Origin of the sequence: Simplicispira lacusdiani (genome assembly GCF_003604195.1) — a bacterium.
Lineage (GTDB): Bacteria > Pseudomonadota > Gammaproteobacteria > Burkholderiales > Burkholderiaceae_C > Simplicispira > Simplicispira lacusdiani.
On sequence record NZ_QXGR01000004.1, the window covers coordinates 251099 to 264889 of the forward strand.

Here is a 13791-nt window from a genome sequence, read left to right on the forward strand (position 1 = left end):
TTGCGGAGCCCGGCCGGAGCGGGTCCCTGGACCCTGTGGAGCTTGCGATGGCATTGATGATCACCGACGAATGCATCAACTGTGATGTTTGCGAACCCGAATGCCCGAACCAGGCCATCTATCTGGGCGAGAAGATCTATGAGATCGACCCCGCCAAGTGCACCGAGTGCGTGGGGCATTTCGACGAGCCCCAGTGCATGCAGGTTTGCCCGGTGTCGTGCATCCCGGTCGACCCCAACCATGTGGAGAGCCGCGAGACACTGTGGCAAAAGTTCGAGCGCCTGCAGGCTGCCGTGCGTGTCTGATTTTGGCTACAAATGCGCTTGAAGCATTGCGGAATAAGCGCTAGTAGCTATTGAAAATATAGCGCTTAGGGGGTGGTTTCGGGCCGTGGCGGCTTGGGCCGGGGCGGCTTGGTGGTGTGCACCAGCAGCGTGGCCTTGTCCATGTCGCCAGCGAGCAGGGCGGGCCAGGCCTTGAGGCTGTGGGCGATGCTGTCCTCGATCAGCACGCGCTGGTCGGGCGCGGGTTTCTTGAGCACCCAGTTGGCGACTTCCGCACGGTCGCCCGGATGGCCGATGCCGATGCGCAGGCGCCAATAGTCCGGCGAGCCCAGTTGGGCATGGATGTCGCGCAGGCCGTTGTGCCCGGCATGGCCACCACCGCGCTTGAGCTTGGCCTGGCCCGGCGCGATGTCGAGTTCGTCGTGCGCCACCAGGATTTCGTTGGGCGCGATCTTGAAGAAACGCGCCAGCGCGGCCACCGATTTACCCGAGAGGTTCATGAAGGTCTGTGGCTCCAGCAACCAGACGTGCTGGCCGTGCACCGTGGCGCGCGCGGCCAGACCCCAGTAGCCGCGCTCGGGCTGCAGATGCACCTTGAGTTCGCGCGCCAGCGCGTCGATCCACCAGAAACCGGCGTTGTGACGGGTGGCTTCGTACTCGGACCCGGGGTTGCCCAGGCCAACAAACAGTTTGATCATGCGGGCGATTATCCGTAGCGGAAAAGCAAACGGCCCACGCGCTGGTGGGCCGTTGAAAGCTAGGCGGCCGCAAGCGGGCTGCCAGGCCGGGAAGAATTACTTCTTGCCCTTGCCCTTGCCCTTGGCGGGTGCGGCGTCGGCGGCAGGGGCCTCGACTTCGACAACCGGGGCCACCACGGACACCAGGGCGGGGTTGTTTTGCGCACCACGGGTCACGGCGCTCACGCCCTTGGGCAGCTTGACGTCCTTCAGGTGCAGCGAAACACCCTTCTTCAGGCCGCTCAGGTCCACGGCGATGAACTCGGGCAGGTCGGAAGGCATGCAGGTCACGTCCAGTTCGGTCACGATGGGGGTGACCATGCACTTGTCGACCTTGACGGCGGAGGATTCTTCAGCGCCGCTGTAGTGCACCGGCACCTTCATGTGCAGCTTGGTCTTGGCGTCCACGCGCTGGAAGTCGATGTGCTGGACCATCTGCTTGTAGGGGTGGTACTGCACGTCGCGCAGCACGACCTTGCTGGTCTGGCCGTTGATTTCCATGTCCAGCACGCTGGAGTGGAAGGCTTCCTTCTTCAGGGCGTGCCACAGAGCGTTGTGGTCCAGTTCGATGGCCTGGGGTTCGGTGGTGCCACCGTAGACGATGCCGGGCGTGCGGCCCGAATTGCGCAGACGGCGGCTCGCACCCGTACCTTGCTTGGCGCGCTCAAAAGCGACGAAATTCATAGGATTCTCCGTGAAAAGTGCACCGCGACCAGTGTCACTTTCGTTTCAGTAAAAGGGCGCCCACAAGGAGCGTCCGGCTTTTTGTCCCAACTCAGAACAGGTTGTCCTGATCGGCGAACAAACTCATCACCGAGTCGCCGCGGGCGATGCGCTGGATCGTCTCGGCGATCAGCGGCGCCACGGAGAGCTGGCGGATCTTGGCGCAGCCGCGTGCGGCGTCGCTCAAGGGGATGGTGTTGGTCACGACCACTTCGTCGAGGGCCGTGCCCTTGGCGATGCGCTCGATGGCCGGGCCCGAGAAGATCGGGTGCGTGCAGTAGGCGTAGACCTTCTTGGCGCCGCGCTCCTTGAGCACCTCGGCCGCCTTCACCAGCGTGCCGGCGGTGTCGATCATGTCGTCCATGATGACGCAGTTGCGGCCTTCGATCTCGCCGATGACGTGCATCACTTCGGACACATTGGCCTTGGGGCGGCGCTTGTCGATGATGGCCAGGTCGCAGCCGAGCTGCTTGGCCAGCGCACGGGCGCGCACCACGCCGCCGACGTCGGGCGAGACGACGATCAGGTCGTCGTACTTCTTCTGCGTCAGGTCGCCCAGCAGCACGGGGGAGGCGTAGATGTTGTCGACGGGGATATCGAAGAAACCCTGGATCTGGTCGGCATGCAGGTCCATGGTCAGGACGCGGGCCACGCCCACGGCCTGCAGCATGTTGGCGACCACCTTGGCCGTGATCGGCACGCGCGTGGAACGCGGGCGACGGTCCTGGCGGGCATAGCCGAAATAGGGGATGACGGCGCTGATGCGTTCGGCCGAGGCGCGCTTGAGCGCGTCGACCATGATCAGCAGTTCCATCAGGTTGTCGTTGGTCGGCGCGCAGGTGGACTGCACCACGAACACATCGCGGGCACGCACGTTTTGGTTGATTTCGACAGTCACTTCCCCGTCGGAGAAGCGGCCCACGTGGGCGGCGCCGAGCGTGATGCCCAGGTACTGCGCAATTTCAGCCGCCATGCCAGGATTGGCATTACCGGTGAAAACCATGAAGTCGGGGTGGTTGGCTTGCATGAGCGTCCCAGCGGTCTGAAATTAATGCCTGTACGCGAGAAGATTTGGCAGGGGAGAAAGGATTCGAACCTTTGCATGCCGGAATCAAAATCCGGTGCCTTAACCAGCTTGGCGACTCCCCTACACGGGCCGGATGCCTTATGGCACCTGGCCGAAACTCTCATCTTTTGCCCATCCTGCCAGAGGATGTTGCGCCAGATTTTCGCATGCCTTGACCTGCCAGGTGCCTGGAGCACCGCCGAGATCCACCGCATGCGGCATTTGCGCAAACACTGCACTTCCAGAGCCCGTCATTCTGCCATGTAATCCGAGCGTTTTGAGCCAATCGATAGCTTTTTTTACTTCGGGGCACAGGGTTTGTGCGACGCTCTGCAAATCATTCTGACCGAAGTCATAGTGTGTTGCAGCAAAGCCTAAGATTGTAGCACTATCTGAATCGCGCTTCAAAGCGGGCGACGAAAAAATTTCGCGGGTGTCCAATCCGGCCTCGGGTTTGACCACCGCGAAGCGTGCCTTGGGCAACTGCTGCGTGCCGGTGAGGGGGTGGATGATTTCGCCGATGCCCTCCACCCAGGCGTTGTGGCCGCACAGGAAGAAGGGCACGTCGGCGCCCAGGCGCACCGCGATGTGCTGCAGCTGCTGCACGCTCAGCCCCAGTCCCCATAGGCGGTTGAGCGCCAGCAGCACCGTGGCGGCATCCGAAGAGCCTCCGCCCATGCCGGCCTGCGCGGGAATGCGCTTGAGCACGCCGATGTGCGCGCCCAGCGTGCAGCCCGTGGCCTCTTGCAGCGCGCGGGCCGCGCGCAGGCACAGGTCGTCGTCGGGCAGCGGGGCGCCCAGGTCCTCGCGGCTGACTTGGCCGTCGGTGCGCAGCGCGAAGTGCAGCGTGTCGCACCAGTCGATGAGCATGAAGACCGACTGCAGCAGGTGGTAGCCGTCGGGCCGACGGCCGGTGATGTGCAGGAACAGGTTCAGCTTGGCCGGAGCCGGAACGTCATAGAGGGCTTGCATGGCGCAGGGAGTTAGCGGTCAAGGGCGATGCGCAGCGTGGCACGCGGTTCGGGAGTGTGGCGATGCGCCACGAGCCGCCCCTGGTCGAGCGAGCCCAGGTCGGCCTGCCAGCCTTCGGCGCTGGTGTGTTGGCCGGAAAGCCAGTCGAAAAGCGCCGCCACCGGGATCGGCGTGCCCGTGGCCTGCAGCAGCAGGCCATCGAGCGACGGAGCGGTCTGCATGGTGTTGCCAAACTGCAGTGACGCGTGGCCAGGCTGCCATTGCAGGCGGGCCAGCACGCTGCCCAGCGGTGTGTAGAGGGTCAGCTCGCCCCGGGTTGTGTCACCCTGGAGTTCGAAACCCGCCGAGAACGACCGGGCGGCTTCGCCTTCGACCTGCAGGGCCAGCCTGCCGCTCCAGTGGTGGGCCTGGGGGGGCGTGGTGCGCTGGGGCTGCGCGCAACCCCACAACGCCCATGGCGCCAGCATGAGAAACAGCCATGGCAGCATGGCGCGCGCCATGGCGGCGGGGTTCCATGCGCCCGGCAGGCGTGGCATGGGGCTTGGGGGCATCAGGGCTTGACGCCGAAGCGCTGGAGGGTTTCGCGCAGCGTATCGTCTTCCGCGTTGATTTGCGCGCCTTGCTTCCAGATGCTGCGGGCCCGGTCCTTGTCGCCCATGGCCCAGAGCACCTCGCCCAGGTGGGCCGCGATCTCCGCGTGCGGGCGGATCTTGAAGGCGTCCTCCAGCAGGCCGCGCGCCACTTCCAGGTTGCCCATGCGGAATTCCACCCAGGCCAGGCTGTCGGTGATGAAGGGGTCGTTCGGTGCGTGGCTCAGGGCCTTCTTCACGAGTTCCTTGGCCTCGGCCAGGCGCACGCCGCGTTCGGCGAAGGAATAGCCGAGCGCGTTGTAGGCATGGTGGTAGCCGGGCTTGCGCTCGATGATCTGGCGCAGCAGGCGTTCCATGGCCTTGTGGTCTTTGAGCTTGTCGGCCAGCATGGCCAGCTCGTACACCAGGTCATCGTCCTGCGGCGCCAGTGCGACCACTTGCTCCTGCAGGGTGTAGGCCTCGCGGTACTCCCGCGCCTCGCGCAGCAGTTGCACTTCCGCCATCATGTTCATCCGGCGGGCTTCTTCCGTGGCGGCTGGCATGCTGCGCAGCAGGGCGCGCGCATGGCTGAGCTTGCCCTGGCGCGCCAGCAGGGATGCGCGGCGAGTCTGGGTACTGAAGAGATCCTTTTCGTTCTCGATGCGGCCCAGCCAAGCCTCGGCGGCTGCATAGTCGCCGCGTCTTTCGGCGATTTGGGCCGAGATCAGGTAGGCCTGCGTCATGGCCGAGCGGGCGGCTTCGTTGCCGGCGGGCGCGCTCGACAGGTCGAGGAAGCGCTGCACCGAGGCCTCTGCCTGTGCCAGGTGGTTGTCCTGGAGCAGCAGCGCGGCTTGCACCAGCCAGGCCTGCGCCATGTCGGGTTTTTCGGTGGTCACTGCCTGCAGTTGCTGGTGCGCCTCGGCATAGCGCTGCAATTCCAGCAGCAGGCGCGCGTAGGCCATGCGCAGTTCAGGCGTGGGTTTGCCTTGCAGATAGCGTTGCAGCAGCGGTTCGGCCTGCGCCAGTCCGCCTTCCATGAGCTCCAGGGCCAGCACGGCCGGGCCTTCGTTCGCCGGGTCCAGGGCATGGCCGCGCTGGGCGGCTTCCAGCGCACCGGGTTTGTTGTCCGCCATCAGCCGCATGCGGCCCACGGCAGTCCAGGCGGAGGGGCCGAAAGCCGGGGTCGCCAGTTCGTTGGCCAGGGCCTTTTCCAGAACGGTGGCGGCCAAGGCCTTGTCCGAGGCGCGGCGGTACAGCTGCGGCAGCGCCAGCAAGGACGATGCCTTGCCAGGTGCTGGGGTGTTGTCCACCTCATGCCTCAGTGGCGTCGCCGTTTCCTCGATGCGGTTGAGCGCCACCAGGATCTGGAGAACATACCGGTTGGCCTCGCGCGAGCGGGGCCAGGCCTCCTTCCAGGCCTGCGCGGCGGCAAGTGCCGCGTCGCCGGAGCGCGATTGCAGGGCAATGTCGGCGGCGCGCTGGTAAAGGCGTTCGTCGTTGCTGCGACGGGCTGCCTCCAGCATGAGCGTGTGACCCGTGCCGGGGTCGCCATTGCGGGTCAGGATTTCGCCGATCAGGATCTCGTAGAAGAGCGTGGCGTCCAGCAGGGCGGCCGATGCGGATGCGGAGACGGATGCAGGACTGGCCTTGGCGGGGCTGTTGCGCCCTGGGGTGGCTTGGGCCCACGCGGTCGTGGTGCCAGCCGCCAGCGCGGTGGCGAGCGTGGCCGCCAGGAAACGAAGAATGTGGACCATCGGACCATAATAATCCATGCACGATAGCTGGATACGGGGTCTCGCCCATGCCTGAGTTGCCCGAGGTCGAGGTGACTCGCCGCAGCTTTGCGCCAGCCATCACCGGCGCGCGCGTGCTCGCGGCCGCCCTGGGCAAGCCGTTGCGCTGGCCGCTGGGCTGCGAGCCTGCGGCGCTGGTGGGCAGGGTGGTGGCGGGCGTTCGCCGGCGCGGCAAATACCTGCTGCTCGATCTGGACCGGGGCATCCTGCTGGTGCACCTGGGGATGTCCGGCAGCCTGGCCTTTCAGCGCGAGCCTGGGCCATTGGGTCCCCACGACCATTTCGACCTGGTGACGACCCAGGGCGTGCTGCGCCTGCACGATCCGCGGCGCTTCGGCGCGGTGGTGCATGTATCCGGCCTGGACGATCCAGTGGCGCGACGGTTGCTGGACGGGTTGGGTGTGGAGCCCTTGTCCGGCGACTTCCGGGTGGATGATTTCCAGGCCGGGCTGCGGGCCAGCCGGGCGCCGGTCAAGCAGGTGCTGCTGGCGGGCCGGCTGGTGGTGGGGGTTGGAAACATCTATGCATCCGAGGCGCTGTTCCTGGCGGGCATCCGGCCGACCACGGCGGCCGCGCGCATTGGCCCGGTCCGGGCGCGCCGGCTGCACGCGGCGATCCAGCAGGTGCTGGCGCGGGCCGTGGAGCGCGGGGGCAGTACCTTGCGCGATTTCTCCAGCGCCGATGGCAGCGTGGGCCATTTCCAGCAGGAGGCGCGTGTCTATGGCCGGGAGGGCGAGCCCTGTCATACTTGCGGCACAGCGGTGCGCATGGTGCGGCAGGGGCAGCGCAGCAGCTATTTTTGTCCGCGCTGCCAGCGGGCTTGAGGCATCCAAACCACGCCGGAGGGCGCTGGGCGCCGTGTTTCGGGTCCGCGATGCTATATTTTGTGCTTGGCTGCGGGCAGGCCGTCCATAGAACTCCGGGAGCAAAGTGGGACCATCATTCAACGAGCAGTTTGAGCAGCACGGGGCGTGGCGGCGTGAATTTGCCCGGCAACTGAAGCAGTTGGGCGAATGGATGACGACCCATGAGCTCATGGATGCTGCGGTCCAGGAGCGCCTGCAGCGCCTGGAGGACCAGGTGCGCACCGACAAGGTGATGGTGGCCTTCGTGGCCGAGTTCTCCCGGGGCAAATCCGAACTGATCAACGCGATCTTCTTTGCCGATTATGGCCGCCGCATCATGCCCGCCAGCGCCGGGCGCACGACGATGTGCCCGACCGAACTGGGCTACGACGCAGCGGTCCCGCCGAGCCTGCGGCTGTTGCCCATCGAAACCCGCCTGCAGGTGCTGAGCCTGGCGGAATGGCGGCTCAAGCCCGAGCGCTGGACGGATGTGCCCCTGGACATCCACGACGCTGGCCAGATCGCCAAGGCGATCGAGATGGTCTCGCAGGTGCGCCGCGTCAGCGTGGAGGATGCCCGGGCCATGGGCTTCTGGCACGATGAGCTGCCCGAGGAAAACCCTTCCCAGGACGCGCAGGGCCTGGTGGAGGTGCCGATGTGGCGCCACGCCCTCATCAACATGCCGCACCCGCTGCTCAAGCAGGGGTTGGTGATCCTCGATACCCCAGGTCTCAACGCCGTGGGCGCCGAACCCGAGTTGACGGTGAACCTGATCCCGCAGGCGCATGCGGTGGTTTTCATCCTGGGGGCGGACACGGGCGTCACGCGCTCGGACCTCGCCATCTGGCGCGAGCACCTGGCCACCACGCAGGACAGCACCGAGGCGCGGCTGGTGGTTCTCAACAAGATCGACACCCTGTGGGACACGCTCAATTCCCCCCAGCAGATCCAGGACCAGCTCGATCGCCAGTGCCAAACCTCGGCCGAGATGCTGGGCGTGCGCCTGGACCAGGTGGTCCCTGTCTCCGCGCAGAAGGGCCTGGTGGCCAAGATCGCGTGCGATGACGTCCTGCTCGAATCCAGTGGCCTGCCCGCGCTGGAGCAAGCCCTGGCCAAGGGCATCATGGGCCGGCGTCAGGCCATTCTGCGCGCGGCCATCGGCACGGGCATCGCCGGCCTGCGTACCGAGACCTCGCGGGTGCTGAACATCCGCCGCCGCGATCTCGATGAACAGATGCTGGAGTTGCGCAGCCTGCGCGGCAAGAATGCCTCGGTCATCGCCTCGATGCGCCATCGGATCGAGCAGGAGCAGCAGGAGTTCGACCGCAGCGCCACCAAGATCCACGCGGTGCGCGCGGTCCACCTGAAGCTGCTGCGCGACGTGTTCCAGCAGCTCGGGACCAAGGCCCTGAAAGAGCAGCTCGCCGACCTGATTGGCGCCCTGCAGCAAAAGGGCCTCAAGCTGGGTGTGCGCAAGCAGTACGCCGACACGTTCAAGGTGCTGCGCTCCACGCTGGACATGGCCCAGGCCTCGGCCACGGAAATCCACGCCATGCTCGAAGGCACCTTCCGCCAGTTGAACGCGGAGTTCGGCTTTTCCTTGCAGGTGCCGGCCGTGCCGCAGATCGAACCTTTCGTGCTGGAGCTCGAAGGCATCGAGCAGGGCCACATGCAGTACCTCAGCGTGGGTAACGCGCTCAAGCTGGTCCAGCCCGAGTTTGCCGAGCGTCTGGGCCGTGCGCTGTCCATGCGGCTGCGGGCGGTGTTCGAGTCGGCCGCGAACGACCTGGAGCTGTGGAGCAAGTCGGCCACGGCCCAGCTCGACGCCCAGTTGCGTGAACGCAAGCGCAGTTTCTCGCGGCGCATCGAGGCGGTCGACCGCATCCAGCAGGCCGCCAGCGGCCTGGAGGAACGCATCGCCGAGATCGCGGAAGGCGAGGACGCGCTCCAGCGCCTGGACAACCGCCTGCAGCAGCTCACCGGGCAGCTGGCGAGCCTGTCGGAAGAAACGGTCGACAGCGAGCACCTCGACATCTTTTCCCCGGCATGACTGCCATGGACCCGGAGATCGCCGCGCTGGTGACGCGCTGGCAGCAGGCGCACGGGCGCAGCCACCTGCCCTGGCAGCAGACACGCGACCCCTACCGCGTCTGGCTGTCGGAAATCATGCTCCAGCAAACCCAGGTCGGCACCGTGCTGGACTACTACCCACGCTTCCTGGCGCGTTTCCCCGATGTCCAGGCGCTGGCCGTGGCCTCGCCGGACGATGTGCTGGCGCTGTGGAGCGGCCTGGGCTATTACAGCCGGGCGCGCAACCTGCACCGCTGCGCCCAGCAGGTGGTGGCGCAGCACGGCGGCGCGTTTCCGGCATCGGCCGAGGTCCTGGCCACGCTGCCGGGCATTGGCCGGTCCACCGCGGGCGCCATCGCGGCCTTCTGCTTTGGCGAGCGTTCGCCCATTCTGGACGCCAACGTCCGCCGGGTCCTGACCCGGCTGCTCGGCTTTGGCGAGGACCTGGCGGTGGCGCGCAACGAGCGCCAGCTCTGGGACCATGCCCAGGCCCTGCTGCCGCAGGACGACCTGGCGCACACCATGCCGCGCTACACCCAGGGCCTGATGGATCTGGGCGCGATGGTCTGCCTGCCGCGCCGGCCACTGTGCGGGCAATGCCCGCTGCAGGCGCGGTGCGTGGCGCTGGCGCAGGGCACGCCGGAGGCCTATCCGGTCAAGACGCGCAAGCTGGTGCGCCGCGCGGAGTCGTGGTGGCTGCTGGTGCTGTGCGACCCGGCGGGGCGCGTGTGGCTGCAGCGGCGGCCGGCGCGCGGCATCTGGGCGGGGCTGCACTGCCCGCCCGTGTTCACCGGGCGCGAGGCCCTGCTGGCCGACCCGGTCTTCCAGGAGGGCGCCATCGTGACCGATGAGATGCCATCTTTTCTGCATGTCCTGACGCACCGGGACCTGCATCTGCATCCGGTGCGGGTGCGGGCGGGCGACGGCGGCGGGCCGGACGACGGCAGCGCGGGCTGGTACGGGCGGGGGCAATGGGACGCGCTGGGCCTCCCGGCGCCGGTGCGCAAGCTGCTGTCCGAAATCGCCTGATGGCGCGGCGCGGGCCGCGCCAGGAGCCTTGGCCTTTCGGATTTCAAACCAAATTGGCCTCCAGGCCTTTCCAGTAAAGCGCTGCCAGCTATCGAATCAGGAGTTTTTGCGGGTCTCAGCGGCTGTCGAGTTCGCGGTGGCGGCGTTGCGTGGGCCATTGGCCGCTGAAGGTTTCCGTCAGCCGTTCCACGAGGTACACGGAGCGGTGCTGGCCGCCCGTGCAGCCAATGGCCACGGTGACATAGCTGCGGTGGTTCTGTGCCATGGCCTGGAGCCAGTGGGCCAGAAAACTTTCAATGTGGCTGCGCATGAGCGCCACATCGGGCTGCTGGGCCAGGAAATCCACCACCGGCTGGTCCAGCCCGGTGAGGTCGCGCAGATCGGCCTCGTAGTGCGGGTTGGGGAGCATGCGCACGTCGAAGACGAAGTCGGCGTCCACCGGGATGCCGCGCTTGAAGGCGAACGACTGGAACACGAGCGAGAGCTGGTCGGTCGTTGACGAGATCAGGCTCTTGACGTAGCCCTGCAATTGCGACGCGCGGATGTTGCTGGTGTCGATCACATGCGCCTGCTCGCGCAGTTCGGCCAGCAGCTCGCGCTCCAGTTCGATGACCTGTACCAGAGCGCGCTGTCCCTGGCTGTGTTCGCCATGGAACAGGGGGTGGCGTCGGCGCGTTTCCGAGAAGCGGCGCACCAGGGTGTCCGTTGTGGCGTCGAGAAACAGCGAATGCACGGTGCAGCCCTGGCGGCGCAGTTCCGCCAGGCGTTGCGGCACCTGGGGCAGGGACGTGGCGCTGCGCACGTCCATGGCGATGGCCAGGCGGTTGCCATGGTGGCGGTGCTCCAGCTCCACGAAGGAGACCAGCAGTTCCGGCGGCAGGTTGTCCACGCAGTAGTAGCTGGCATCCTCCAGCGCGCGCAGGGCCACCGACTTGCCGGAGCCCGACATGCCGGTGATGAGGACGATTTCCAGTTCCATGGATCAGGCTCCCTGCGCCGCGCCGGTCTGCGCGCCGAGCATCTCGCGCGCATGGGCCCGCGTGTTGGCCGAGATGCGCTCGCCGCCGAGCATGCGCGCGACTTCCTCCACGCGGGCCTCGCCGCCCACCACCGCCACGGTGCTGGAGGTGGTGGCATCGCCGCGGGTCTTGGAGACGACCAGGTGGTGGTCCGCGCAGGCGGCCACCTGGGGCAGGTGCGTGACGGCCAGCACCTGGCGGTCGCGGCCGAGCTGGTGCATCAGCCGGCCCACGCTGGCGGCCACGGTGCCGCCCACGCCGGCATCCACCTCGTCGAAGATCAGGGTGCCGGCCGTGCCCAGCGCGCTCGTGGCCACAGCGATGGCCAGCGAAATGCGCGAGAGTTCGCCACCCGAGGCCACCTTGCCGATGGGCCGTGGCGTCATGCCGGGGTGGCCCGCCACGAGGAAGTGGACGTCGTCGATGCCATCGGCGCCGGCCTCGGCGGCCTGCTCGACCGCCGCCACGAACTGCCCGCCCGCCATGCCCAGTTCCTGCATGGCGGTGGTGATGGCCTGCGAAAGCCGGGGCGCGGCGCGCGTGCGCGCCTGGGAGAGCGCGCGGGCCGCATTCTGGTAGGCCTTGGCATGCTGGCGCTCGGCGTCCTGCAGCGCGGTGAGATCGGTGGCGGCGTCTAGCCGCTGCAGCTCGTCCTTCCAGGAGCACAGCAGGGCCGGCAGTTCGGCGGGTGCGCGCTTGTAGCGACGGGCCAGGGCGATCCAGAGCGATACGCGTGCATCGAGTTCCGCCAGGCGCTCCGGGTCGAGGTCTGCATGGCGCAGGTAGGCGTGCAATCCGCGCACGGCCTCGTCGGCCTGGGCCAGGCTGGAGGCCAGGGTGTCGGCCAGGCTTCGGAAAGCCGGTTCCAGGTGCTCCTGCGCCTCCAGCAGATCCTGCGCGCGGGCCAGCCCCGTGCGCGCGCTGGCGTCTTCATCGTCCAGGATGGCGATGGCGGCCTGCGCCGCCTCCAGCAGCGACTGGGCATGGCTCAGGCGGGTGTGCTGGGCGTTGAGGGTCTCCCATTCATCCTCCGCAGGGGCCAGCTTGTCCAGCTCTGCGATCTGCCACTGCAGGCGCTCGCGTTCGCGCTGCAGCGTTTCCTGCGCGGCCTGCGCGTGCGCCACCTTGTCCCGGGCGGCGCGCCACTGGGTCCAGCAGGCGTGGACTGGCGCGGCGGACGTGCCGGCATAGGCGTCCAGCAGGGCGCGCACCGCGTCCTGGCGCATCAGGCTCTGCCAGGCATGCTGGCCATGGATGTCGAGCAGGTGCTCGCCCAGGCTGCGCAACTGCGTGGCGGTGGCCGGGGTGCCGTTGATCCATGCACGGCTCTTGCCCTGCGCGTCCACCGTGCGGCGCAGGAGCAGGTTGTCGTCCTGCTCGAAACCCGCCTCGTCCAGCCAGGCCAGCAGGTAGCCCGGGCAGTCGAATTCGGCGCTGATGTCCGCCCGCTGCGCGCCCTCGCGCACGACGCCCGCGTCGGCCCGCGCGCCCAGCACCAGCTGCACCGCCTCGATGAGGATGGACTTGCCCGCGCCGGTTTCGCCCGTCAGCGCGGTGAAGCCGGAGCCCAGGTCGAGCTCTAGCGCCTGCACGATGACGAAGTCACGCAGTGCAATGCGTTTGAGCGCCATGGTCAGGACCCTCCCTCGTTCCAGCGCAGCTTCTTGCGCAGCGTGTCGAAATAGTTCCATCCGCGCGGGTGGAGGAAGCGCACGCAGTATTCCGCGCGGCGCACCAGGATGCGGTCGCCATGCAGCAGGGAGGCGAGCGACTGCATGTCGAAATTGGCGCTGGCGTCGCGGCCGTTCACGAGTTCGATGGCGATCTCGGCGATGTCGGCCAGCACGATGGGCCGGTTAGATAGCGTGTGCGGCGCGATCGGCACCAGCACCCAGCCCGGAATCGACGGGTGCATCATGGGCCCGCCGGCCGACAGCGCATAGGCCGTCGATCCGGTGGGCGAGGCGATGATGAGGCCGTCGGCGCGCTGGTTGGCGACGAAATGGCCGTCCACCTCGACGCGCAGCTCCACCATGCCCGAGGTGGCGCCGCGGTTCACCACGACATCGTTCATGGCGAAGGCATCGAAGACGACCTGCCCTTCGCGCACCACGCGGGCGTGCATCAGGGGCCGGTGGTCTTCCTCGAATTCGCCATGGAGCATGGGCGTGAGGGTGGCCTGGTAGTTTTCGAGCGGGATGTCGGTGACGAAGCCCAGGCGCCCCTGGTTGATGCCGATGAGCGGCGTGCCGTGCGGCGCCAGGCGCCGGCCGATGCTCAGCATCGTGCCGTCTCCCCCGACCACCAGGCCGAGGTCGCAGCGCTCGCCAATGGCGTCCGCGTCCAATGCCTCGTACTGCGTCAGCCCCGTCGTGGAAGCGGTCTGGGCTTCCAGGGAAACCTTGCAGCCCTGGGCCTGCAGGAACCGTGCGATGTCTTCAAGTACGTGCTGGGAGCCCGTGGCCGCCGACCCAGAAACCGGGTGCTGGTACTTGCCGATCAGTGCCACATGGCGGAAGTGCGGTGTCATGGCGAAATTACATCATTAAATGTGGCTGATGGTGGGCTAAACTGGTGCGGGCGCTCCTAGCTGAGCGTGACCAGGAGAACGGCAAAGCCGCTGGTCGCTGACCTGATTAGATCCGGTCTGCTGCCGTGAGTCTCAACTAAGAGTTGGGGCACGG

General features: G+C 67.2%; 13 protein-coding genes and 1 tRNA gene. 4 read left to right on the forward strand and 10 right to left on the reverse strand.

The window, feature by feature from the left end; genetic code table 11:
* Positions 1 to 47: 47 nt before the first annotated feature.
* Positions 48 to 305: a YfhL family 4Fe-4S dicluster ferredoxin gene (locus D8S75_RS07350; protein WP_119965488.1), complete on the forward strand. Its 258-nt coding sequence runs from the start codon at positions 48 to 50 to the stop codon at positions 303 to 305.
* Between the two features lie 65 nt (positions 306 to 370).
* Here D8S75_RS07350 and pth read toward each other — a convergent pair whose 3' ends face one another.
* From pth to D8S75_RS07385, 7 genes are all read right to left on the reverse strand, one after another.
* Positions 371 to 982, reverse strand: a complete 612-nt coding sequence (gene pth, locus D8S75_RS07355; protein WP_119965490.1) for an aminoacyl-tRNA hydrolase — start codon at positions 980 to 982, stop codon at positions 371 to 373.
* Positions 983 to 1078: 96 nt separating this feature from the next.
* Positions 1079 to 1705 (reverse strand): 50S ribosomal protein L25/general stress protein Ctc, encoded by a 627-nt coding sequence (locus D8S75_RS07360; RefSeq protein WP_119965492.1) that lies wholly within the window; start codon positions 1703 to 1705, stop codon positions 1079 to 1081.
* Between the two features lie 91 nt (positions 1706 to 1796).
* A complete protein-coding gene (locus D8S75_RS07365) occupies positions 1797 to 2771 on the reverse strand; it encodes a ribose-phosphate pyrophosphokinase (protein ID WP_119965493.1) in 975 nt (324 codons plus the stop codon).
* 45 nt (positions 2772 to 2816) lie between these two features.
* Positions 2817 to 2893, reverse strand: a tRNA-Gln gene (locus D8S75_RS07370).
* A gap of 16 nt (positions 2894 to 2909) precedes the next feature.
* A complete protein-coding gene (gene ispE / locus D8S75_RS07375) occupies positions 2910 to 3782 on the reverse strand; it encodes a 4-(cytidine 5'-diphospho)-2-C-methyl-D-erythritol kinase (RefSeq protein ID WP_119965494.1) in 873 nt (290 codons plus the stop codon).
* A gap of 11 nt (positions 3783 to 3793) precedes the next feature.
* Positions 3794 to 4318 (reverse strand): lipoprotein insertase outer membrane protein LolB, encoded by a 525-nt coding sequence (locus D8S75_RS07380; protein WP_232828960.1) that lies wholly within the window; start codon positions 4316 to 4318, stop codon positions 3794 to 3796.
* A 14-nt stretch (positions 4319 to 4332) separates the two neighbouring features.
* Complete coding sequence (locus tag D8S75_RS07385; RefSeq protein ID WP_119965497.1) at positions 4333 to 6123, reverse strand: tetratricopeptide repeat protein; 1791 nt, start codon at positions 6121 to 6123, stop codon at positions 4333 to 4335.
* A gap of 29 nt (positions 6124 to 6152) precedes the next feature.
* On the opposite strand from D8S75_RS07385, the gene mutM reads away from it, so the two are divergent.
* From mutM to mutY, 3 genes are all read left to right on the forward strand, one after another.
* On the forward strand, positions 6153 to 6968 hold the full coding sequence (gene mutM / locus D8S75_RS07390) for a bifunctional DNA-formamidopyrimidine glycosylase/DNA-(apurinic or apyrimidinic site) lyase (protein ID WP_119965499.1): 816 nt from the start codon (positions 6153 to 6155) through the stop codon (positions 6966 to 6968).
* Positions 6969 to 7074: 106 nt separating this feature from the next.
* A complete protein-coding gene (locus D8S75_RS07395; protein WP_119965501.1) occupies positions 7075 to 9039 on the forward strand; it encodes a dynamin family protein in 1965 nt (654 codons plus the stop codon).
* Positions 9036 to 10088, forward strand: a complete 1053-nt coding sequence (gene mutY / locus D8S75_RS07400) for an A/G-specific adenine glycosylase (protein ID WP_119965502.1) — start codon at positions 9036 to 9038, stop codon at positions 10086 to 10088. Before D8S75_RS07395 ends, mutY begins: the two co-directional genes overlap by 4 nt.
* A gap of 115 nt (positions 10089 to 10203) precedes the next feature.
* Here mutY and rapZ read toward each other — a convergent pair whose 3' ends face one another.
* The 3 genes from rapZ to D8S75_RS07415 are packed head-to-tail and all read right to left on the reverse strand — an operon-like array spanning position 10204 to position 13637.
* Complete coding sequence (rapZ, locus tag D8S75_RS07405) at positions 10204 to 11067, reverse strand: RNase adapter RapZ (RefSeq protein WP_119965504.1); 864 nt, start codon at positions 11065 to 11067, stop codon at positions 10204 to 10206.
* Positions 11068 to 11070: 3 nt separating this feature from the next.
* Complete coding sequence (gene recN / locus D8S75_RS07410; protein ID WP_119965506.1) at positions 11071 to 12738, reverse strand: DNA repair protein RecN; 1668 nt, start codon at positions 12736 to 12738, stop codon at positions 11071 to 11073.
* A gap of 2 nt (positions 12739 to 12740) precedes the next feature.
* On the reverse strand, positions 12741 to 13637 hold the full coding sequence (locus D8S75_RS07415; protein WP_119965507.1) for an NAD kinase: 897 nt from the start codon (positions 13635 to 13637) through the stop codon (positions 12741 to 12743).
* Between the last annotated feature and the right edge of the window lie 154 nt (positions 13638 to 13791).